The sequence below is a fragment of the Priestia sp. 40 genome (assembly GCF_049368575.1).
Taxonomy (GTDB): domain Bacteria; phylum Bacillota; class Bacilli; order Bacillales; family Bacillaceae_H; genus Priestia; species Priestia zanthoxyli.
Map to the genome: position 1 here is coordinate 139,554 of NZ_JBMPZA010000025.1, position 22,124 is coordinate 161,677.

The 22,124-nt window shown below is 37.9% G+C and carries 21 protein-coding genes; 6 read left to right on the forward strand and 15 right to left on the reverse strand.

Features of this window, described 5'->3' with window-relative positions:
- The first annotated feature begins 333 nt into the window (after positions 1-333).
- The 3 genes from ACO1DI_RS25390 to pcp are packed head-to-tail and all read left to right on the forward strand — an operon-like array spanning position 334 to position 2,660.
- Positions 334-1,038, forward strand: a complete 705-nt coding sequence (locus ACO1DI_RS25390) for a DUF969 domain-containing protein (RefSeq protein WP_423145708.1) — start codon at positions 334-336, stop codon at positions 1,036-1,038.
- Entirely contained in the window at positions 1,039-2,004 is a 966-nt protein-coding gene (locus ACO1DI_RS25395) for a DUF979 domain-containing protein (protein ID WP_328153214.1), read from the forward strand.
- Between the two features lie 14 nt (positions 2,005-2,018).
- A complete protein-coding gene (gene pcp, locus ACO1DI_RS25400) occupies positions 2,019-2,660 on the forward strand; it encodes a pyroglutamyl-peptidase I (protein ID WP_423145710.1) in 642 nt (213 codons plus the stop codon).
- Positions 2,661-2,776: 116 nt separating this feature from the next.
- On the opposite strand, the gene ACO1DI_RS25405 is transcribed toward pcp, so the two are convergent.
- The 3 genes from ACO1DI_RS25405 to ACO1DI_RS25415 all read right to left on the reverse strand — a co-directional run bounded on the left by ACO1DI_RS25405 (position 2,777) and on the right by ACO1DI_RS25415 (position 5,145).
- Positions 2,777-3,781 (reverse strand): endonuclease, encoded by a 1,005-nt coding sequence (locus ACO1DI_RS25405; protein WP_423145711.1) that lies wholly within the window; start codon positions 3,779-3,781, stop codon positions 2,777-2,779.
- 178 nt (positions 3,782-3,959) lie between these two features.
- The gene (locus ACO1DI_RS25410) at positions 3,960-4,193 is read right to left on the reverse strand and encodes a flagellin (RefSeq protein WP_423145712.1); all 234 of its coding nucleotides are present in this window, start codon (positions 4,191-4,193) and stop codon (positions 3,960-3,962) included.
- A 223-nt stretch (positions 4,194-4,416) separates the two neighbouring features.
- On the reverse strand, positions 4,417-5,145 hold the full coding sequence (locus ACO1DI_RS25415; protein WP_423145713.1) for a flagellin: 729 nt from the start codon (positions 5,143-5,145) through the stop codon (positions 4,417-4,419).
- A gap of 301 nt (positions 5,146-5,446) precedes the next feature.
- Here ACO1DI_RS25415 and ACO1DI_RS25420 point away from each other — a divergent pair, with 301 nt between their 5' ends.
- Positions 5,447-5,752, forward strand: coding sequence for a hypothetical protein (locus ACO1DI_RS25420; RefSeq protein ID WP_423145714.1), 306 nt, complete (start codon positions 5,447-5,449; stop codon positions 5,750-5,752).
- Positions 5,753-6,047: 295 nt separating this feature from the next.
- Here the strand turns inward: ACO1DI_RS25420 and ACO1DI_RS25425 are convergent, their stop codons facing one another.
- The 8 genes from ACO1DI_RS25425 to ACO1DI_RS25460 form a co-directional block, all read right to left on the reverse strand.
- Entirely contained in the window at positions 6,048-7,169 is a 1,122-nt protein-coding gene (locus ACO1DI_RS25425) for a class II histone deacetylase (RefSeq protein ID WP_423145715.1), read from the reverse strand.
- 38 nt (positions 7,170-7,207) lie between these two features.
- Positions 7,208-8,080: a carbon-nitrogen hydrolase gene (locus ACO1DI_RS25430; protein ID WP_423145716.1), complete on the reverse strand. Its 873-nt coding sequence runs from the start codon at positions 8,078-8,080 to the stop codon at positions 7,208-7,210.
- 51 nt (positions 8,081-8,131) lie between these two features.
- The gene (locus ACO1DI_RS25435) at positions 8,132-9,511 is read right to left on the reverse strand and encodes an APC family permease (protein WP_301858878.1); all 1,380 of its coding nucleotides are present in this window, start codon (positions 9,509-9,511) and stop codon (positions 8,132-8,134) included.
- Positions 9,512-10,020: 509 nt separating this feature from the next.
- Entirely contained in the window at positions 10,021-12,465 is a 2,445-nt protein-coding gene (locus tag ACO1DI_RS25440) for a sensor domain-containing protein (protein WP_243557366.1), read from the reverse strand.
- Between the two features lie 531 nt (positions 12,466-12,996).
- Positions 12,997-13,926, reverse strand: a complete 930-nt coding sequence (locus ACO1DI_RS25445) for an NAD(P)/FAD-dependent oxidoreductase (protein ID WP_115653236.1) — start codon at positions 13,924-13,926, stop codon at positions 12,997-12,999.
- Between the two features lie 48 nt (positions 13,927-13,974).
- Complete coding sequence (gene folE, locus ACO1DI_RS25450; protein WP_045294699.1) at positions 13,975-14,619, reverse strand: GTP cyclohydrolase I FolE; 645 nt, start codon at positions 14,617-14,619, stop codon at positions 13,975-13,977.
- Positions 14,620-14,676: 57 nt separating this feature from the next.
- Entirely contained in the window at positions 14,677-17,208 is a 2,532-nt protein-coding gene (locus ACO1DI_RS25455; protein WP_423145717.1) for an EAL domain-containing protein, read from the reverse strand.
- A 290-nt stretch (positions 17,209-17,498) separates the two neighbouring features.
- Positions 17,499-18,260, reverse strand: coding sequence for an alpha/beta fold hydrolase (locus tag ACO1DI_RS25460; protein ID WP_115653234.1), 762 nt, complete (start codon positions 18,258-18,260; stop codon positions 17,499-17,501).
- Positions 18,261-18,795: 535 nt separating this feature from the next.
- On the opposite strand from ACO1DI_RS25460, the gene ACO1DI_RS25465 reads away from it, so the two are divergent.
- Entirely contained in the window at positions 18,796-19,311 is a 516-nt protein-coding gene (locus ACO1DI_RS25465) for a cupin domain-containing protein (RefSeq protein WP_228307541.1), read from the forward strand.
- Between the two features lie 152 nt (positions 19,312-19,463).
- The gene (locus ACO1DI_RS25470; protein WP_155010369.1) at positions 19,464-20,456 is read left to right on the forward strand and encodes a DUF3231 family protein; all 993 of its coding nucleotides are present in this window, start codon (positions 19,464-19,466) and stop codon (positions 20,454-20,456) included.
- A 154-nt stretch (positions 20,457-20,610) separates the two neighbouring features.
- On the opposite strand, the gene ACO1DI_RS25475 is transcribed toward ACO1DI_RS25470, so the two are convergent.
- The 4 genes from ACO1DI_RS25475 to ACO1DI_RS25490 form a co-directional block, all read right to left on the reverse strand.
- Positions 20,611-21,249, reverse strand: a complete 639-nt coding sequence (locus ACO1DI_RS25475) for an SdpI family protein (RefSeq protein WP_328170553.1) — start codon at positions 21,247-21,249, stop codon at positions 20,611-20,613.
- Positions 21,250-21,513, reverse strand: a complete 264-nt coding sequence (locus ACO1DI_RS25480; protein WP_028407742.1) for an autorepressor SdpR family transcription factor — start codon at positions 21,511-21,513, stop codon at positions 21,250-21,252. It lies immediately after the preceding gene.
- A 101-nt stretch (positions 21,514-21,614) separates the two neighbouring features.
- Positions 21,615-21,788, reverse strand: a complete 174-nt coding sequence (locus tag ACO1DI_RS25485; RefSeq protein ID WP_098966277.1) for a Fe3+ hydroxamate ABC transporter substrate-binding protein — start codon at positions 21,786-21,788, stop codon at positions 21,615-21,617.
- Between the two features lie 92 nt (positions 21,789-21,880).
- Complete coding sequence (locus tag ACO1DI_RS25490; RefSeq protein ID WP_182028386.1) at positions 21,881-22,054, reverse strand: hypothetical protein; 174 nt, start codon at positions 22,052-22,054, stop codon at positions 21,881-21,883.
- Positions 22,055-22,124 lie beyond the last annotated feature (70 nt).

Genomic DNA, 22,124 nt, shown 5'->3' on the forward strand with positions numbered 1-22,124 from the left:
TAGATTTATTTTGTTGAAATCTATATAATTCTATATTCATACCTTTTAGCATTATACACCATTTTTGGTATTTTAGGAGAAATGTTTTCAACGGATCAACTAAAAAAATTACTACCCAAACTCCCTAGCAGAATTCTTTCTGTTACTTCTGATTCCATGGACATTATATAAATCTTCCTCATATAATTTTGTTTCACCAATAAAACTATTTTATGTCTTAAGCATCTTGTTTTAATTTTCAGAATTGTTTATACTCGAAACATCTTTGTTTTTCTAGAAAAACAAAGGAGGTGAATTTGCAGCACGGTCTATACATACTCAAGGGGGATTTTTATGTTGAAATTAATTGGGGTTTTGCTAGTAGCAGTAGGTTTTTTATTTCGTTTAAATACACTGCTTGTTGTGACCGTCGCAGGCTTCGTGACGGGCCTTGTATCAGGTTTATCACTGCATGAAGTAATTACGATGTTCGGTCAGTTCTTTGTCGATAACCGCTATATGTCTATGGCTATTTTACTTACTCTTCCTATCTTTGGCGTATTAGAAAAATACGGGCTGAAAGAACAAGCGGAAGTACTAATCAAAAAAGCCAAAAACGCTTCTTCTGGAAATGTTTTACTTATATATCTTTTTATCCGTGAAATCTCAGCGGCAGTCGGCTTAAATATTGGAGGGCATGCTCAATCCGTGCGTCCTTTAGTGGCACCTATGTCTGAAGGCGCTGCTCGTGCCAAATACGGAGAGCTTCCGCCTAAAGTAAAAGAAGATATTCGTGCTCACGCAGCAGCAGCTGAAAATACGGGCTGGTTTTTCGGCGAAGATATCTTTATCGCAACGGGTGGGATTCTTTTAATGAAAGGATTCTTTGACTCTGTAGGTATTCACGTTGACGTCTGGGATATGGCGCTTTGGGGAATTCCAACAGCCATCGCAGCTCTGCTGATAAGCGCCATTCGTTTCCGTCAGTTAGACCGACGTATTCACAGAAAAATGACGAAGCACAAACCAACATCATCTTCTAAGACGGAGGCGAGTTAAATGAAAAGCATTTTGACGCTCGATACGATTTACTACTTACTCGGTATTATTGTTGCTTTTATCGCAATTCGAATCGCACGCGATCACAACCATCCTAACCGTTTAGGATCTTCTCTATTTTGGGCACTGTTTTCCATTACGTTTTTATTTGGCAACGTCATTCCACCTTTTTATATAGGGTGTTTAGTCATTATTATGGTACTGCTTGCTTCATTTAACCGAGTCACTAAATCGAATGAAGCCGAAACACCTGCTGAAGAACGCGTGGCTCACGCACAAAGATTAAAAAACAAAATTTTTTTACCGGCTTTATTTATTCCTATTTTTACGATTATTGGTACCCTTCTTTTCGGCAAAATTAAGTTTGGAAACTGGGCGCTAATTGATCCAGAAAAAGTTACGTTAATTTCACTGGCAATCGCAGCTGTTATTGCGTTCATCGCTTCAATGGGCGTCACCAAAGCAAAAATGGACGTGCCTGTTAACGAAGGAAGCCGCTTGCTTCAAGCAGTCGGCTGGGCGGTTATTCTCCCGCAAATGCTCGCAGCTCTTGGCGGCATCTTTTCAAAATCAGGGGTTGGAACAGTCGTTTCGGATATTGTAAGTGACATTCTTCCTACTAACTATGCGTTTGTTGCTGTGCTTGCTTATTGTCTAGGAATGCTGCTGTTTACGATCGTCATGGGAAATGCGTTTGCGGCGTTTGCCGTTATTACGGGTGGGATTGGCCTTCCGCTGATTGTACACATGCACGGAGGAAATCCAGCGATTATGGCAGCGCTCGGCATGTTTGCTGGCTACTGCGGCACGCTTCTTACGCCAATGGCAGCCAACTTTAACATCGTACCTGCTATGCTGCTTGAATTAAAAGACAAAAACGCCGTGATTAAAGCGCAAGTACCGATTGCGCTATCCGTTTTTGTTGTTAATACGTTACTAATGTACTACCTTGTATATCACTTTTAAAGGAGAGTAATAGAATGACAACTGTATTACTAACTGGCTTTGAACCATTTGAAGGTGAAAGTATTAATCCGTCGTTAGAAGCTGTAAAAGCTTTAGACGGCGTAGCTGTTGAAGACTATCAAATTATTGCTAAATCTCTTCCTACCGTGTTTGGGGAATCGCTCGCAAAGCTTCATACGTATATAGAAGAAATTAGCCCTTCTATTGTCATTTGCGTTGGGCAAGCAGGCGGTCGAGAAGGAATTACGGTCGAACGCGTTGCTATTAATGTAGACGATGCGCGAATTCCTGACAACATCGGCCAGCAGCCTATTGACCGCGCTATCATTGAAAACGGACCTGCTGCATACTTTTCGACACTACCCATCAAAGCAGCTGTCGAAAACTTGCGCCAAGCAGGCATTCCAAGCAGCGTCTCTCAAACCGCTGGAACGTTTGTATGTAACCACGTGTTTTACGGGCTCATGAACATGATTCAAAACTGCTGTATTAAAGGCGGATTTGTTCATATTCCTTACCTTCCTGAACAAGCCGTGAATCATCCAGGGAAAGCGAGCATGTCATTGGATTTGATTGCGGAGGGATTGCTGAGTGTGGTGAAGACGACGATTTTGGTTGAGGAGGATGTTGTGGTTTTGGGTGGGGCTACGCATTAAATAGTAGTATTAACTTATAGTTTTCCCTTAATAGAAAACTGAACCTTACTCCGCTTGTGAGTAAGGTTCTTTAAACTAAAAACAGCTATTTATATTTGTAAAATGTATTAACTCTCTTAGTTTTTAGTAGAAATTTGATACGATATCTTTCGCTCTCTTATTAAATTACTCCCTTCATTTCTCTGCAACATATAGCATAGTTCTGTTAATTGATTCATAGATAAGCCTGTAATTTCCCTGCATTCGTACAATAGGCGCAATTCATTTTGTTCTAATTGAATTTGATAACTCCTTCTGTCAAAACCAGTATTTTCAAGAAAGAATTGATGTTTAAAAAAGTAGTGATAGGTAACTCTATTTTGTAATTGTGGTAAAAGTTTTGGTAAATAACTAAGGAAGTGTCGTAAATCTTTTGTAGGTGAAGATATAGGAATATTCAGCGGTAGAGTAATAGTCGTTCTTTTATTTAAGTGAAACGATGGTGGTTTGTTTTTAGGTATATTAATCTTTCGAGACATACATGGATGAATGAACTCTCTAACTAAGCTGAGAAAATAGAGAATTTGCTTTTGATCATATATTACCAGCCTATTTTGACCATCTAAAGAAAATGAAAGGTGTAAATTTGTAAAAAGGATTTCAATTAGCTTTTTATTTTCATGATTGCTAAAGCTATCTGTAGAAAGAATAATTTTCTTGGTAGTAAAATTACTAATGTTTAAGGATCCATCATCTTGATACCACCATGCCAAAGTTAATGGCGAAAAATGAGCGTTTATAAATTCAAGTGGTAAAACTTTTTTACCTTTGGGATACCAAATTTCTTTTAATAGCGTACTGACTTCTCCGACTTTCGATTGTGTATAGTAGCTTTCGCTGTATCCATCTTCTAATCGCTGATCTAAAACCTTTCTATACTTAGGAAACGATAACTCGACATGACCTTTTAATTGCTCATAACACCAAAAAACCCACTCTTTATCTTTTAAGCAATGGCTGAATCGAAACCTTGGCTGGCGTCCTTTTTCAATAGAAATATTGCCATCACCTAATAACTTGCCTACTATCATACACAATTGATTGTACGGAATTAACTCGCTTAACTGTTTTTCTGCATCCACTTATGTTCACCATCCTTCAATAAGAACATTCGCTCTATTTTAATTGGGATCTTGTATTTTTTCAATATTAAAAAATATACAAACTCTCTTTAAAATTATTTCATTACTTTCATTTAAAAAGCTTCTTAAAAAAAGAGCCCTAGCAAAATAGCTAGAGCCTCTTCCAAATAATTTAAAATTAACGAAGAAGTTGTAATATTCCTTGTGGTTGTTGATTCGCTTGAGCTAACATTGCCTGTGATGCTTGAGACAGAATTGAATTCTTCGTTTGTTCCATCATTTCTTTCGCCATCGTGCGAACATTTACTTTCATAAATGACCAGACTATATCTTCACCCTCCTTTACGATAGGGGTCGGGCACTTCAGATTCACAATACTGATGGTTATTGTTTCACCTATGGATTTCATCATCATAGCTTTCGCCTTAGATGGTCTATCCTAGTCGTTGAACCTTCTCCACTCTTTCGAGACAGGAGCTTGGCTGCTGATTTCCCAATCTTTTCTTTTTTCTATCCATCACGCTTGTCGTTTCCAACTACGTTGTGGCAAGAGAAGCTCTAAGGGATTTCCAGCAATTCACCCGATAATAATCGCTAGCCGTTACCAGCTAGGACGACTGTGCTTGTTACTGTGACTAGACAGCTAAAGCATAATCTACGTCACGAACACGAGATTCCGCTGCAGTTAAATTTTCTGAAGCATTATTTAAGTTATTAATTGTGTGATCTAAACGATTTTGAAGCGCACCTAGATAAGAACGACCTGAAGATACAGAATCAATTTGAGTTTGAACAGCTGTAATAGCATCGCTAGCACCAGTTTGTGTCGAGATATCAAGCACAGATACTGCAGTATGAGCAGCAGTAAGATCTAGTCCAGCAGTTGTAAAATCAACATCGATTGTTTGACCTGCATCTGCTCCAACCTGAATCTTACCATTTGCATCTGAACCATCTAATAATTTTTTTGTATTGAACGTTGTGTTATCTTTAATACGCTCAATTTCAGAAGACAGTTGATCAAATTCGTCTTTTAAAGCTGTACGATCCGCTACTACATTTGTATCACTTGAAGCTTGAACTGCTAGTTCACGTTGACGTTGGAGTATATCATGAACTTCGTTAAGTCCACCCTCTGCCGTTTGAAGCATAGAAATTCCATCTTGTGCATTCTTAGAAGCCATATCCAGTCCACGAACCTGTCCTCTCATTTTTTCAGAGATAGCTAAACCAGCTGCATCATCAGCTGCACTATTAATACGCAGACCAGAAGACAACTTCTCCATTGATTTGCTTTGTGCATTGTTTGCATTGTTAAACTGACGGTACGTGTTCAACGCTGCGATATTGTGATTAATTCTCATTTTCCTCTACCTCCATATAATTGGTTTTACTTCTTGGTTACATCCTTGTATTCAAGAAGCCTCTCACTCAATAATTAATTAAGTGAGGAATGACAGTAATCAAACATATACCTCTAGGAAATATGTTCATACTATATATCGACATTGGGGGTAAGTTGTTTACACTCTATTTTTATTTTTTTAGAATTTTATTGATGCTGTTACCAGAATGAGATCTTAATTAGTCAGCCTTTTCTTATGCAACAATCTCTTGCATTATTGTATAATACTTGTAATCCATAAAAAGACAGGAGTCTTACTAATGCATAATTTGCACTACATTTTTAAAACTCATAATTTCGAACTAACAAACGAAACAACAAAAGGGCTTGAATACAAACATCAAGAGACTGAAGATATTATATATTTACTGCCAACAAAAGAAATAAACCTTGTAATAAGCCCTCTTTCATTCGATGTTGACTTAAGTCAAAGTAATGGAAAAGTTCATAGTACCACTTTGAAACATTTTCCAAAGCGGCTAAACGGGGGCAAACAACCAATTTCTTTTGGATATTCATTTAAGTTCTCAACAGAAGAAGCATTAAATGATTTTTACATATGCTAAATAATTAACAGCACAAAAGACAGGATAAATATCTATCCTGTCTTTTTACTAAGCTCAACTATAAAACTCGTTCTCTTCTATATGTTAATAGCGGTTGATTCGCTGCTTCTGTTACTTTTCTTTTTTTGTTCCCTGCGCCTTATTGTCAGAGCTACTACAAGCACTTCAGCTTATGCCAACATGAGGACAATAATAGCTAGTGCAACACTCTTTTTCATGTGCTCTTCCTTAATAGATAAAATAACCTACTTGTCTCCACCATATTTAAGCTATTAGCCCCTTAAACCTCTTCTTCTCAACAAAAGCTTTCCTCCTCAGCAAACTTCCAAAACTTTTTCTGATAGTTTATAACGTTATCTACTGCTTCGAACAAGGCTGATGGTGTTTTTCTTTGAGGCAAAACGTGCGGGTCTTTCCAGTTCACATCCACACCGGTAAGTCCTTCAATAACTCCCATAGTGGCTATAGGAAGGTATGCTAAGTTATATCCTCCTTCTTGTGCTACAATGAGCCTGCCGTTACAATGTGTTTCTGCTAATTCTCGCATTTTGTTTGCCATATATTTAAACCCTTCTCTTGTCACCATTAAACGAGAAATAGGATCCAATGCATTTGCATCTTGCCCGGATGATATTATGATAAGCTCCGGCTGGAATTGGTTAATGACTGGTGCGATGATAGCTTCAAATACATATTGATAGCCTTCATCTCCAGTCATGGGAGGCACGGGTATATTTATATTATATCCTTCCCCTTCTCCTTGTCCGATTTCATGTACCTGACCAGCTTCTAATGGAAAATAATCTTCTTCATGAATCGAAATAACGAATACATCGTCACGTTCATAAAAGATGTCTTGCGTTCCGTTTCCGTGATGAACATCCCAATCCAAGATAACAATCCTTTCTAAACCGTAATGTTCAACTGCATAAGCAGCGCCTACAGCCACATTGTTATAAAAACAAAAGCCCATTGCTTGGTCTGAAGACGCGTGGTGCCCTGGTGGACGTATTTGAGCATAGACTTTACTTATTGTTTCACTCTCCATTACGGTATCTACCGCTTTCATGACGGCACCTGCGGATAGCCTCGCGATCCCTTCCGTTTCAGCAGATGCATAGGCCTCAGGTCCAATCTCCCTTGTTCCTGTTTTGCATCCGTTTTGAATCCGCTGGATATGGCTTTTAGTATGAACGCGAAGTAAATCTTCGTCTGCTGCTTCATAGGGTGCTTGTCTAATTAAATGCTTCGCTAAACCACTTTTTTCAATCATTTCTTTGATCACAGTCATCCGGTGTTTGTTTTCAAATTCGTCACAAGGCTCTACTACTTCTCCACCTTCAAATATGTACTGAACTTTTCCTGTATCATGGTGCAGAAATCGTTCATTCCAAATCCAGCTTGTTTTAGATATCATATCATTTCGTTCCTTTCTTTATATAGTAAGGGTTAAATTTACACGTTTGAAGGTGCACGGAAAGCTTCTTTTTTTAATAATAATTCGTACGTATCTGGTCTTCTATCACGCATAAACTGAAGCAAATTACGTGTTGAATCAATTTCTTTTAAGTCAACTTCTTGAATCAGAATCCCTTCTTCATCCGTTAAAGATTGTAGAATTTCTCCCATTGGATTGCTTACAAAGCTTCCTCCGTAAAAGGTCATCTCTTTTTCAGTTCCCACCCGGTTCACCGCAGCAACAAAAACACCATTTGAAATCCCGTGTGCTGAAATAGCTTTTTCCCATGCAGGACGAGTTGATAGTTCAGGGTGATCAGGCTCTGAGCCAATTGCAGAAGGATAAAATAGAATATCCGCTCCTTGCAGTGATAATATTCGTGCTACTTCTGGGAACCACTCATTCCAGCAAATTCCTACTCCAATCGTTCCGTATTTTGTTTCATATACAGGGTACCCCGTATTTCCTGGAACAAAATAATATTTTTCATGATAGTTCGGCCCATCAGGAATATGGTTCTTTCTTGTAATTCCTAAGCAAGTTCCGTCTGCGTCGAATACGGCTGCACTATTAAAATAAACGCCTCTAGCCGCTTTTTCATAAAAAGGAACAATTAATACAACTTTCAGCTCTTCTGCAAGTTCTGCCATTTCTTTTAATACGGAGCTCTCTGCTGGTATAGCTAGTTCATATCCTGCCGGTGAAACACTTTGAGGGAAATACTGAGCATTAAATAGTTCTTGTAGGCAAATAATTTGAGCTCCATTTGACGTCGCTTCTTTAATTTTTTTGAGCGTATAGTTAATATTAGCTTCAACATGTTCTTCACATTTAACTTGAATAAGACCAACTTTTACTGTTTCTTTCATTTTTATCTCTCCTTTATATTAGAAATTTCGGATAATTACAGACGTACTTTATCAAGATATATGTTCCGTTTTGAATTGGTTTGGCTCTGTTTTTTCATCAAAAGCAAATTGCGGTGGTGCCTTTGTAAAAAATGACGTCTTGTATAATAGATAAATAAAGCCTATAACAACCCAAATACTCCCTAAAGAAATAGATTTTATATCTAAGCTTGTCCATAACCAAATTGTAAAGACCGCTCCAATAATGGGACTGATTAAATAACGACATGTGCTTTTAAAATCTCTTTGTTTTTCGCGGATATAATAGTGAAAGATAACGGAGATATTTACAAATGTAAATGCAATTAACGCTCCAAAATTGATAAAGGAAGCAGCTGTAACTACGTCCATTGCAAGTGCACTTAATGAAAGCAACCCAATAAATACAACGTTTCGCGATGGTGTTTTATATTTAGGATGTATATAGGCAAACAGTCTTTTAGGCAGCATTGATTCTCTGCCCATTGCATAAAGCAGTCGTGAAGCACTGGCGTGTGAAGAAATTCCTGATGCAATCGTTGAAGTAATAATTCCGGCAAGAAAGACGGATGAGAAAAGCGTTCCTCCAATATAAGCTGCTATTTCAAACGAAGCTGAATCTACCACTTTAAATGAATGATAATTTGGATAAACAAGCTGGGTAATATATGAAACGAGTATAAAAAGTATTCCTCCTATAAATGCTACAAGAAAGATAGCCTTTGGTACATTTTTCTTTGGATCAACCGTTTCTTCAGAAAGCGTAGTCACAGCATCAAACCCAAGAAAAGATAAACAAAGAATTGAAGCTCCTGCAAGAACAAAAGAAAAAGAATCCTTTGAGTCAAAGAGATGCAAAGAAGAAAAGAACAAAACCTCACTTTCTCCTTCTATCATTCTCTTAATGGATAAAATAACAAATAGAGCTGTTATAAGAAATTGAAAAAGTACAAGTATCCCGTTCACTTTTGCTGTCATTTGAATACCAAACACGTTTATACAAGTAATAATAACAATAAAAAGTAGAATCCAAAGAGACGATGGAATAGAAGGAAACGCAGCTGATAAAAAAGTTCCCGCTAATAAAAAATTAATCATTGGTAAAAAAAGATAATCTAAAAGCACAGACCAGCCGACAAGAAATCCTATATGAGGACTTATAGATTTTTGAGTATACGTATAGGCCGAGCCTGATAAAGGATATTCTTTAGCCATATGCCCGTAGCTGTATGCGGTAAATAGCATCGCTGCAAGAGCAAAAGCATACGCCATAGAAACCATACCATGCGTAGTTTGAGCCACAACTCCATACGTAGTAAACACCGTCATTGGAGCCATATATGCAAGTCCTAAAATGACGAGTGATCGAAGCGTTAGCGTACGAGCAAATGTAATATCTGAATTACCCTTCATCGTGTTTCACCTTCTGAACTAGTACATTTTTCATACACTACCCCTTTCTACTTTTCGTACCCATAAATGAATGACTATCATTCATTTATGGGTTTTAAAACTTGAATTTGTAAATAACCAACAGAAAAATGACTGACTATCATTCATTGTTCTTCTATTATAACCAATAGTTTTTTATTTGTCTTTTATTTTGTCAGAATTTTTAACATATTTAAAAATTGTTGACCTATACTACTGCGTAAACTCGTAAAATTCCAAGTCACCAGTCATTACTTTCCGCAAACCGTTCTCCAATGCTTATTATAGCTAACAGCACTTCTATAGGGTTCTGCTATAACTTATTTCATTTTCTTCTTCGGCTAGCTTAACAACCACTTCCGAAGCTTCCACTCTCAGCCCTCCTCACGTATTTGACAATCTATCAGTCTCTTTATATGCTTTATTACATTTGAACGCTTAGAAAACATATTGAAACCCAAAAAGGTGATGTCTCATTGAGACATCACCTTTTATAAAAATCGTTTCTTTAAATATTCTGCGATTTTTTGATGAGCAGCTGGCTGACTGACAATATAACCTTGAATAAATGAACATTCGTGCTTTTGTAAAAATTCAAGCTGCCCTTTTGTTTCAACGCCTTCTGCGATTACTTTCATGTTAAGAGCATGAGCTAAGTACAAAATGCTTTTTGTAATGGCCTGCTGCTTTCCTTTATCGATTGCGTGTTGAATAAACGTTTTATCGATTTTTAACGTGTTAAACTCGAAGTCTTTTAAATGTGATAATGAAGAAAAACCAGTGCCAAAATCATCTAAAGCAAACGTGACGCCAATTTTCTTTAGTTTTTCCATCACTTTTTTTACATGTTCTTCATGCTGAATAATGGAGCTTTCCGTCACTTCAAATTCAATAAATGAAGGGTCAATGTTGTAATGAGTTAACGTTTTTTGAACGTGCTCTGCAAACCCTCGTTTCAGCAAATGCTTAGACGAGACGTTAATTGAAACAGGAACAACTTGTAAGCCTTGACTCTTCCACTGCTGCAGCTGCTTGCAGACGTAGTCGATCACCCAGTCGCCAAGTTCAATAATTAAATTAGTTTCTTCTGCTAAAGGAATAAAGTCTTCCGGTGATACGCGCCCCCATTCCGGATGATTCCAGCGAATTAACGCTTCGATACTGTCAATCTCTCTGCTGTTTGTATGAACCTTTGGCTGATATTCAATAAAAAACTCATCTTGAAGAAGTGCGTTACGCAACCCTTTTTCTAGATGATAGCTTTTATACGTCTCGCTGTCCATTAACGGAGAATACAGCTCCCAGTCGCTTCGTCCGATTTCTTTCGCACGCCGCATAGCAAGGTTAGCATTGGTTAATAGCGTTTTTACATCTTCTCCGTCATGCGGGTAGATGCTGATTCCTATACTGGCTGTGACGTACAGAGAAAAATCGTCAATCGTAATTTCTTTTTCGATTTCTTGAAAAAGAGCAGCGGCTAGCTTTTGACATTGATTGATTTGCGCAAGAGATAAAAAGCAAATTGCAAGCTCGTCTTCTCCTACTCTGGCTAGCAGTACACTTGGCGTCACGAACTTTTTTAACCGATTGGCGATACACTGAAGAAAGCGGTCGCCTACGTCATGGCCCAATGTATCATTGATATGTTTGAAACGATTTAGCCCTAGATAAAAGACTGCTAATGAACATCTCTCTTTTTTCATCTGTCGAATGAACGTTTTTAATTCCCTTTCAAACTTTCGCCGATTCGGTAAGTTCGTTACATAATCATGAGTTGCAAGATATTCGATTTGATCTATATACTTTTTTTCTGCGGTAATATCTTCAATAATCCCATCTATGCGCACCAGCTTTCCGTTCTCGTCAAGCGTGGGAATGCATCGATCTTTTACCCATTTCATTTCTCCTGTTTTTGTGAAGATTCGATACTGCTGACGAATCATTTTTCCTTTTTGTAATTGATGCTGTCCTTTTGCCACAGCTGCTTTATCTTCTGGATGAATAAAGCTTTCCCACAGATCTCTATTTCCTAAAAATTTAGCCGCATCTTCTTCGTAAATATTGCTAACACCACTAGAGCAGACAATCATTTCATTGCTCTGCACATCAACGGACCATATTCCGGCCTCTAAATTGTTATAAATCGTTTGAAACTGCTGTTCTTTTTGCTTTAATTCATTCGTAATCACTTTCGATTCCGTAATGTCATGAACAACACCAATCAGCTGTATGACGTTTCCTTGCTCGTCTGCTACCGCATCCGCTTGTTCAAATACCGTACGTTCTTCACCGCTCGGCCGCAGCAGTGTATATTCAATTGTGTAGCTTCCTCCCGTCGAAAGTGCCTCCATAACGGCTTTTTCTAATCTTTTTTGGTCACAGCGATTGACGAATTGAAGAACGTTCTTTAAAGAAGGAGTAAAGTGCTGATTAGGATTTAATCCGCAAATATTATACAGCTGAGGCGACCAGTAGCTTTTATCTTCCGTCACGTCGTAATACCAGCTTCCTACATTCGCAAGCTTTTGCTCCATTTTTAAATGCGTCTCTAATTGAGAAATGTGATTGGAGCGCTCTTGCTCTTTTGAATCATCTCGGCATACGGCATAAACACCCGCTATTTGTTCATTTACGATAATAGGAATAAGAGTGATATATAAATGAAGTTCTTTTTTTGTTTTGTGATGGATTATCGTCGAAAACTGAACTTTTTCTCCTCTTAAAGCGAGTTGAAAGAGATCTTGTGCTTGTTGTTGTTTTGATTTATGTATAAGAGCTGTCAGCTGCTGGCTTTTTTCTTTGTGCTCGTTTCCTGTTAGCTTGAAGGCTGCTCGGTTGCTAAACATGATATCGCCTTCACAGTTGATTAAAAAAATACCTTCACTGTATTCTTTTAAAAGCTGTGTATTCAAACGATCAAGATGTTTGATTATCATGATCGACTGCTCCTTCTCCGTATTTTTATCTGGCAAGGTCTCATGCGGCCTCCTTTTATCTCTTTATCTATTTCTTCTATACTATTACAATAAGCTACATTTGAGATATATTTTACTCTACTTTCCCTAAATAAGGAACATATCAGGTAGGGATAATCAAAACGTTTTTTTCAACTTCAACATTTGGTAAAATAAAACATGTAAAGGAGGGATAGCGTGACTCACAGTGCTAAAAAACATGATCTATTTTCTAGAGGCTCTTTTCAAACCGCTACTTTTCTACTTCTTTTCTCGCCTCTTTTTACTCGTTTGTTTCAGCAGAATGTCTGGGCGTATATAATGGTGTCTTGCATCATCGTTTTTTTTAATTTCATCACCGAGTATATTCTAGTAAAAAGAATCAGCGCTGCTCCTAAAAACTACATTGCTTTTTTCCAAACGATTTGTCTGCCTGTGAACGTACTTCTGCTATGTTTCTTTTATTATGTTACGTAAAAAAGCATCTATCGATTTGATAGATGCTTTTTTATATTATGACTTTTTCAAAAGGCTCGATACATGCTTGGCTACAATCGCTCCTTGACCGGCTGAAGAGCTGATACTAGAAAACAAGGGAGTCGTGCACGCGTCTCCAATGGCATAAATAGCTGGGTTGCTGCTTTGATGCACTTCATTGATGACGATGAGTCCGCTTTGCGTAGTGGTGACTTTTTCTTTAATAAGTTCAACATTGGGCGCTACGCCTAGTCTGATCAGCACTGCGTCTACTGATAAATTCTCGCATTCACTGTTTTTACTTTTTAAATCGATCGATGTGACGTGATGCTTTCCATGGATAGCCGTCACTTCGGTATCTGTTATCACCTTAATACCAGGATCGGAAAGAACTTTTTCAACGTATTGCTCTCTTGCTTTAAAATGCGTAGAACGATGAATCAAATATACTTCTTTTGCTTTTGATGCTAAAAGATGTGCTCCTTCAAAAGCACGGTCTCCTCCGCCAATGAGAGCAACCCTTTTACCTTTTAACCGTTCTCCGTCTGCTGAAGCTGAATACACTTCTCCTCGGTCAATCATTTGCTGCTCACCAGGCACTCCGAGCTTTCGCTGACTAGAACCCGTTGCTAAAATAAGATACGTATAGCCAATTTCTTTTTCTGTTTCTTGCTGCTTTACTTTGACTGTTTTAGAACGTTCGTCAATAGAAATTACTTTTGTATTCGCTTCATATAAGCAGTCCATATCAATAAAATGCTGAACCATTTTCCGCTGCATCTCAATTCCATTTTCCGCTTGTATTCCGGGATAATCAATAATCTCATTATAAATCGTAAACAGCTGTCCGCCTAACTGTGCCTGCTCTTCAAGAAGCAAGCACTCAACGCCTAGCCTTTTACACCACACGGCAGCAGAAATACCAGCGGGTCCTCCGCCAATAATCAGTACGTCAACATGTTGCATACAGCTCACCTCGCTTCTGCTTCTCAGCTTATATGGCTTTTTGTTTCTTTACATTTGTCGCTGTAAAAGAGATAAAAATTCTCCTCGAACCTCTGGTTTTTCCATAAATGTTCCTCGAACAGATGAAGTGGCTGTAGAAGCTGAAGATTTTTTAATTCCTCTTCCGCACATGCACATATGCTTTGCTTCAATAACTACCATAACTCCTTTAGGCTCTAACACTTCTTCGATTGCATCTGCAATTTCATTTGTTAGGCGTTCTTGAACCTGAAATCTCTTTGCGTATCCTTCTACTGTACGAGCGATTTTAGATAAACCTGTAATTTTTTTATCCGGTATATACCCAACGTGGGCAACGCCAAAGAACGGCGCAAAGTGATGTTCACACATTGAGTGAAATTCAATGTCGCGTATTAATACTAATTCGTTGTGATTCACGTCGAATGTTTTTTCTAAATGAGCTTTCGGATCTTCTCGGTAGCCTTCCGTGTATTCTAAAAATGCTTTTAACACGCGGTACGGCGTCTCTTCAAGACCGTCTCTTTCCGGATTATCTCCGCATAAATCAATCAGTTCTTTCACCGCATTCATAAATGTGTCAGCTTGACCTATTTTTTTATCTATTTCAGTTGAATTTGTTCCTACTGTTTCTAAAAATTTTTGAGCAATTAAATTTTGTGTACTAAGTGCCATCTTTTTATGTCCTCTTCCCTTTTCTTAGTAATTTTATTTTCAAATGATGGTTTTGCTTCAGCTATTTAAAAACGCTGTTTCAAAATCTTTTGCAGCAAGTGGCTTGCTAAACAAGTATCCCTGCATATGATCACAGCCATTTTCCATTAAAAACGCTTTTTGATATTCTTCTTCCACACCTTCTGCGATTACTTCAAGCTTTAAGCTTTGAGATAAGCTGATAATCGCCTGGGCAATTTCACTGTTGCTGTAATCTTCTTGAATATCCTGGATAAAAGACCGGTCGATTTTCAAACAATCTATTGGTAATTTTTTCAAATAACTCAACGAAGAATATCCGGTTCCAAAATCATCGATAGAAATTGATATACCATATTTCTTTAATAAATGTAAAGCTTTAATCGTTTCTTCTGCGTTCGTCACCAGTGTACTTTCCGTAATTTCCATTTCAAACCATGTGGAATCAAATCTATGGAGCGAAAGAAATTGCTGTATTTCATTAACCAACACAATCGGATCTTGAAATTGCCGCGGAGAAAAATTAACCGCTAGCGTCATTTTTTCGTTTCGGTCCTTGTTCCATTTGCTAACTTGAGAACAAGCTTTCTTCATGACAACTTCCCATAAGGAGTGAATCAAACCAGCTTCTTCTGCTATAGGGATAAATACTTCCGGAGAAACAAATCCAAGCTCTGCGTCATTCCAGCGAACTAATGCCTCTACGCCGGTTATCACATTGCGCTTTGCTTCTATTTTCGGCTGATAGTAAACGTCAATGTCACTTTTTTGAATCGCTTTTCGCAAGCGCGTTTCGATTTGTACCCTTTCTGTCTGCTTCTTAATTAAAGAGTCGTGGTAAATCGTTACCTTATTTCCGCCGTTTCTTTTTGAAGCATACATGGCCACGTCTGCATACGTAATAAGCGTGTCTAAGTTCGTAGAATGATTCGGATAAAAGCTTAAACCGCTGCTCATACTGACAAAAATTTCGTCATTGTCAATGTAGCAAGGCTGCTGAACATATGCAAGCATCTTCTCGGCGATACACTCAACTTCGTTTGGAGCAAAGTCGCTAAACAAAATAACAAACTCATCTCCTCCTTGCCTTGTAAGAAAGCTGTTAGAAGAAGGCAAACATTCTTTAATGCGGTTAGCTACTATTTGAATGAGCTTGTCTCCTTTTGAATGTCCTAATGTATCGTTAATATCTTTAAATCGATCTATATCCATAAATAGTACGGCTACATGATCAATGGATTTATCCTTCGACTCAATTAATCGCCTGTTTAATTCTTCTTTAAAGTACCTTCTGTTTGGCAATCCTGTCAAAAAATCGTGGTATGCATGATACTCGCTTTCTTCCTGACTCTTTTTTAAATCGTCCACATATGTTTTCAAAAAATGAGAAAGATCGTTGATATTTGCCACGAGCCCTCCCAACTCATCTTTCCTTCTTGTATTCAGCACCTTGCCAAAGTTGCCTTTAGCGATTTGATTCACATGCCCCATGATACGTTTAATAGGCCGCGTGATGGATGTTGAGAAAATAGAGCTTGTAACGAGCACAAGAAAGATAAAAGGAAGAGACAATACTAAATGTTTGATTAATTCTTGCTGCAGTTCTTTTTCAATAAGTCCGTAGTCATAGACAACGCCTATTACATAGGTTGGAGAGTTCTTTTCTTTAATTGGTACTAATGTTTTTAGTATTTTTTTATGATTGATTTCAGTGAGATAACTTTCGGATTTCCCAGTTTTTAAGGCATTGTGAATTAACTTTTTGTCATGGGAGGTGTTTCGATACATATATGTTCCGTACCAAATGGGCCGATCATCTATTCTGATGTATTTATTTCCATTCAAATATACGTTTTGATTTTTCTCTCCGAACGTTTCCGGGTTAAAAACAGTTAGTTCAAGAACACCATCAAGTTTTTTGGTAAAACGGTTCATAACATTCGTTGGACCAAACTTTTTTTCAACATCAAACACATGATTATCGCGGAAATAAGGGTTTATAATATAATTAGTAGACCCGTCGTAATAATAACCCCATTTATCAATGTGATCAGGGTTACTAGAAGCCACTTCAATTGGCCCGCTCCAGAAATGAGGCAGAGTTACCCCTCGCGTCGTCGTAACTGGCTGCTTAGAAAGAAGCTGCTTAAAAGACGTATACCAAAATCCCCACTCCTTTGTAGACATATTGACTTCATCAGCATCAGAAGATCTGACGCCTACAATATCGTCTCCTACAGGGGCTAGTAATGTAATGTGGGATACCATTACCTTTTCAGCTAATTGTTTTAATTGTTCATTGCTAATATCATGGTAGTCAGCAGGTAACGAATTTTGTATCGCAATGGAAGCCGTTCGTAATTCTTGCCCCATTCGATCCTCTAAATATAAAGCACTGTTTTTGGAATTCTCTACTTCGTACCCAATTTCTTCTGTCACCAGCGTAATTTCCTTTTGGTTAAATTCTATCAATCTATTTTTTGACCGAATGTAGTGCAGCGTATTATTCGCCAGTAGAATACACAATACCAACAAAGTAAAAAATAGCGATAACTTTTTCTTTATCGACACTCGTGATGGCCTCCTGTTAGTAAAGACTTGATCTAATTCTTTTAAAAACATATTCATGTGTTCTAAATTCACATCGGACTATATGCTCCCATTTTCACTCAAAACAATGAATTCATGCAAAAAACCAACCTCGTTGGTTGGCTCAATTTAAAATCACTATAAAAAATGCAAAAATATATTAATAAAAACTTTTATTTACAGCTTTAGAACAAATTTATATTCTTATCATATTCTAACTGTTTTCTCTGAAATATCAAGGAGAAAAATTTGTCTGCTGCGTTTCTAAGGTTTTAAAAAGAAGGGTTTAACCCTATTTTCCCTAAAGACTGTTGACGAAGGAAACGTTTAAAAATCAGCATAAATTGAAGGTGCTGGTGGATGTGTGCGACATGACCAGCTCTTTTAATCTCTCTATATTGTACATGAGGGACGTATCGTTTTAAGTTCCCTAATGTTCCTTTATACAACTCATCGTACTCTCCCATTATCCACAAAATAGGAACGTTCACTTCACGCAATACAAATTCAGAGTTTACCTCCAAATTCAATCGCACTATTCTTTCAAACAAAGAAGGCTGAAGTAAACGTGCACTTTCCAAGAATATGGCTTCTGAGTCTTCTAGAATTTCTTTTCGATTCGGGTTAAGCGTTCGAACGCACTCTTTTAACCACTCATTGTAACTAAGCTGTCTTCTTCTATTCATCAGCTGAAGAAGGTTTGTATGATATACAGAGGGAACATTACAACAGTAACCTCCTATAAACGTTAAGCTGGCAACCATATGCGGATACTTTTGTACAAATGACAAAGCAATAAGACAGCCAAAACTCAGTGCACACAAATGAGCTTTTTTAATATTCATTTGTATGTAGTGCATATAGAGCTGATCAACAAACGCCTGCAATGAAAACGAATCATCCAGGTTTATATTTTTTAAAGGATAAAAATCATATGAAGTGCAGTAATAGTTTTTCTTTAATACGTCCATCTCTTTAGCGAATACACTTTGATTTCCTACAATTCCGTGCAAAAAAATAATGGCATCTTTCATTTTCCGAGTACCTCAGCTGTCGTATTTTCACTATATTAGGTCAAAAGTCATTTACACCTACAACCTATGGTATAAATAATTAAATCACGAAATAAAACGTTCAAAAACACTGTTTTTTTAAAAAAATAATTCTATATACTCATTTATCAACGGTTACTATTATACTACTAACAAAACAAAAAAATAATACAAAAAATGCTTAGACAGCATTTTTTGTATTATTTAATGTATTTGTCTCGGAACATTGCATACTGCTTGTTTAAAAAACTTCATAAAAACTCTCCTTTTACACCTTATCCATTTAACGAGTCTATATTTATGCTAGCATATTGGGTGGTTTTGGAAAATAGATAGGGGAAATTCTTAGTGTATAAATTGAATAAAGATTTCATTGAGCGTCCCCTACCGACAACAATAGAACTATAAAAAGATAATAAATGTAAAAAAATAATTCTTTTTAACTATTATTCCGCACACAAAACATTCATATTAGTATACAATAATCTCAAAATATGTTTTTTAAGGAGATAAAAGGATGACAACAACTCATAATCAGCTAACAAACGCTTTTCACCGTACCCCACACGATCAAAACACATTTCATTTTCTTGATGAAAAAGTAACGCTTCTTGTATCAGGTGAAGATACAAACGGAGCTTACGCCGTGGCGCACGTAGTGAAACCAGAAAACCAAGGTCCCCCTCTTCACCTTCACGAACATGAAGACGAAACGTTTTATGTAAAGCGCGGCTCAATGATTTTCTACATAGGAGAAGAAATAATTGAAGCAAAAGCGGGCGATTATGTTTTTGCTCCTCGAGGTATTCAGCACCGCTTTGTGACCGGACCAGAAGAAACAGAATTTATCCTTACTGCTTCTCCTGCCGGCTTTGATTCATTCGTTAAAGAACTCGGTACTTCCGTTCCCAAAAATGCTCCTCTGCCGCAAGTGGGACCACCTACTGAAGAAGAAATTATCCGCTTAGTTACCGTCTCTAAAAAATACGGCATTACTTATCCTGAAATTGAAAAAGAAATGAATAAAAAATAAACCAATACATAAGGATCTGCTCTTTACCGGGCAGATCTTTTTCTATTTTGATTCCAATTCATCAATGGAATAATTTAACACACCCTTGTCCACACTATACTTATCTGTTTTTTATAAATACGTACCATTTTTATAGATAGGAGGAAAGCCAATTGAACGCAGAAAGCAAGCGTTTGACTTCGCCTGAAATAACGAGTCTATGCGCGCAGTATCAGCAGGATACGCTGGCGGCTTGCGTAGCAAAATACGTTCTTGCAACGGTAACGGATGCAGAGATTCGGTCGCTATTTGCCTTTTCGCTAGAGCTATCGAAAAAGCATATTGAGCTGCTGACTGCCATTTTTCATGCTGAACATTTTCCGCTGCCAAAAGGTTTTACAGATGAAGATGTGGACTTGCACGCACCTCCGCTTTTTACAGACTCGTTTTGGCTGAAGTATCTTCATGACATGACGATTCACGGCTTGTCAGGGTATGGCATTTCATTTAGCGTTTCGGTTCGCCGAGATCTTCGAGATTATTACCATCAGTGCAATTTAGATGCGATGGAGATCTATAATCGGTCGCTCGATCTGCTTTTAGCAAAAAATCTTTATGTACCCGCTCCTTATTTTTTAAATCCGAAAAAACAAGAGCCGATCACAGATTTGACTTACGCTCTTGATTTTGTAGGAAAGCAGCGCCTTTTAAACGCAACGGAAGCCGGTAATATTTATTTTAACTTACGCAAAAGCATGGCAACCAAAGCGCTTTTAATTGCTTTTAAACAAGTGAGCAAACGAAAAGACGTGCGGAAGGTCATGGAGACGGGGCTTGATGTGGCACACAAGCATATTGAGCTTTATTCTTCCATCATGCACGAAGAAAACCTTCATACTCCTCCGCTTTTGGATAATGAAATCACAACGTCTACGCACGCGCCTTTTTCAGAAAAGCTGATGACGTTTCATGCAGGAGCGATGTTTAAAGTAGCCATTACCTATTACGCAACGGCAATGACTACTAGCATGAGGCTTGATATTGTTGGGCACTGTGAAGCGTGTATTTTACGAGACTTAAAAGTAGCGGGGCGCTGCAGCGAAGTGATGATTAAAAATGGATGGATTGAAAAGCCGCCTGAAGCAAGCGATCGTAAGCAAATGTAAGTTTTTTCATAGCAGCTCTTGACCTGAAACGCGTTTCATACTTTATGCTGTATTTATTCTCATCAGCCGGCGTGACACGAACGGTGGCGTTACGGCTGATATGTTATGTTATCCATAAAAAAATCCGGTGTGTTCACCGGATTTTTTTGTATGCTTACATATTCATTTCTTTTTTATACGCCAAGTACGAATACAGATAAGGAATCGCCACGCACAGAACGATACTCCCCCACATGATAACTGACTTGTATCCATCAGGTAAAAAAGCGCTAATAAGAATCAGCAGTCCGCCGATAAAAAAGACCTTTCCGGATAAACGGTGCGTCTTTTTCCATACGTTTTCATTGCTCAATGTCCACGGTGTACGAATCCCCATAAAATAGTTAGAGCGCACGCGCTGCAAGTAGTTTCCGATAATGATAAAAACGAGTCCAGCCATAATCGGAGCAATGTACGACATCGGCACGTTATAGCCCAGCCCCTGTAAAATAGTGCTCATATTTACAAAAAAGAATAATAGCAGTACGGCGTTTAACAGGATATTATACGTTTTTGAAAAGTACTTATAATTTTCTTTACGCGGGTCAATTCGCGGCACAAATGCGATGACAAAATAAATAAGTACCATGATTCCTACTGTTAAAATCATTGCATTTATCTTTGTGGCAAATCCGTCTGCTTCTCCATTCGCTCCCCAGTGAATGGGCATTGTAGCTGGAAGATGCGGCAGTGCAATCAGCCATGCAAGTAGTGTTAAAAGAGTAATACCTAAAGGAAATACGTGTTTTTTCATTTACTTTTCTCCTTTCTGAAAGCTGAAAAACCAGCCGATTAAATCTTGAAAAACGGTTGTATTTAACGAATAAATCACAAACTGCCCTCTTTTTTCATCTTGAACGAGGTCCGCTTGCTTCAAGATTTTTAAATGATTTGAGATGCTTGGTTTGGTCATGTTAAAATACTCGGAAATTTCTCCTGCGGTTAAGTCCCGCTCTTTTAGCAGCTCTAAAATCTTCCTGCGAGTAGGATCCGCTAAAGCTTTAAACGTTTCATTCAATTAAAGTTCATCTCCATCACATTTAATTATTTAGATAATTATCTAAATATTAAACTATAAAGTATACTATGTCAATATGTTGAAAAGAGTACGGCTTTGACTCATTTTTTTGTTTTTTCAAAGCAGTCCATGCATACAAACTGCGCTTCTTGATGTAAAAAAGCTTTGATTTCGGTCATTCCTCTTCTACTCGGATACTTCATTCGCATCCATACCTCTTCATTCGGCTGAATTTCTTTTTGACAAACGTAACATCGCTCTTTTATTTCGAACATATTATCCCCTCCATTTCTTTATCTAACTATACGTTTTACTAGCCAAAAGGTTTCATAAAAAAGAGGCTGGAACGTAACCAAATCAATTCCAGCTAAAGACAAACAAATGAGAGAATGAGCTGAGCCGCTTGTGACACCGCAGTTGATTTCCGTGCAAGGCTTCGCTTTCCGCGGGCGGCTGCTGAGCCTCCTCGTCGCATATGCTCCTGCGGGGTCTCACCTGTTCCGCTTTTCCCGCAGGAGTCTTCGCCTTGCCCTCCAATCAACTGCTAGAAAGACTTACACACATGAAACCTATGTTTACCCTAACAAGAAAACCGAACCACGAATCAAACA

Excerpts from the sequence above, each read along its gene's own strand:
- ACO1DI_RS25435 (WP_301858878.1), bottom strand. The coding sequence starts at position 9,511 with ATGAAGGGTAATTCAGATATTACATTTGCTCGTACGCTAACGCTTCGA.
- ACO1DI_RS25440 (WP_243557366.1), bottom strand. The coding sequence starts at position 12,465 with ATGATAATCAAACATCTTGATCGTTTGAATACACAGCTTTTAAAAGAA.
- ACO1DI_RS25445 (WP_115653236.1), bottom strand. The coding sequence starts at position 13,926 with ATGCAACATGTTGACGTACTGATTATTGGCGGAGGACCCGCTGGTATT.
- ACO1DI_RS25390 (WP_423145708.1), top strand. The coding sequence starts at position 334 with ATGTTGAAATTAATTGGGGTTTTGCTAGTAGCAGTAGGTTTTTTATTT.
- ACO1DI_RS25460 (WP_115653234.1), bottom strand. The coding sequence starts at position 18,260 with ATGAAAGATGCCATTATTTTTTTGCACGGAATTGTAGGAAATCAAAGT.
- ACO1DI_RS25420 (WP_423145714.1), top strand. The coding sequence starts at position 5,447 with ATGCATAATTTGCACTACATTTTTAAAACTCATAATTTCGAACTAACA.
- folE (WP_045294699.1), bottom strand. The coding sequence starts at position 14,619 with ATGGCACTTAGTACACAAAATTTAATTGCTCAAAAATTTTTAGAAACA.
- ACO1DI_RS25430 (WP_423145716.1), bottom strand. The coding sequence starts at position 8,080 with ATGAAAGAAACAGTAAAAGTTGGTCTTATTCAAGTTAAATGTGAAGAA.
- ACO1DI_RS25475 (WP_328170553.1), bottom strand. The coding sequence starts at position 21,249 with ATGAAAAAACACGTATTTCCTTTAGGTATTACTCTTTTAACACTACTT.
- ACO1DI_RS25465 (WP_228307541.1), top strand. The coding sequence starts at position 18,796 with ATGACAACAACTCATAATCAGCTAACAAACGCTTTTCACCGTACCCCA.
- pcp (WP_423145710.1), top strand. The coding sequence starts at position 2,019 with ATGACAACTGTATTACTAACTGGCTTTGAACCATTTGAAGGTGAAAGT.
- ACO1DI_RS25410 (WP_423145712.1), bottom strand. The coding sequence starts at position 4,193 with ATGATGAAATCCATAGGTGAAACAATAACCATCAGTATTGTGAATCTG.
- ACO1DI_RS25395 (WP_328153214.1), top strand. The coding sequence starts at position 1,039 with ATGAAAAGCATTTTGACGCTCGATACGATTTACTACTTACTCGGTATT.
- ACO1DI_RS25425 (WP_423145715.1), bottom strand. The coding sequence starts at position 7,169 with ATGATATCTAAAACAAGCTGGATTTGGAATGAACGATTTCTGCACCAT.
- ACO1DI_RS25415 (WP_423145713.1), bottom strand. The coding sequence starts at position 5,145 with ATGAGAATTAATCACAATATCGCAGCGTTGAACACGTACCGTCAGTTT.
- ACO1DI_RS25485 (WP_098966277.1), bottom strand. The coding sequence starts at position 21,788 with ATGTTCGAAATAAAAGAGCGATGTTACGTTTGTCAAAAAGAAATTCAG.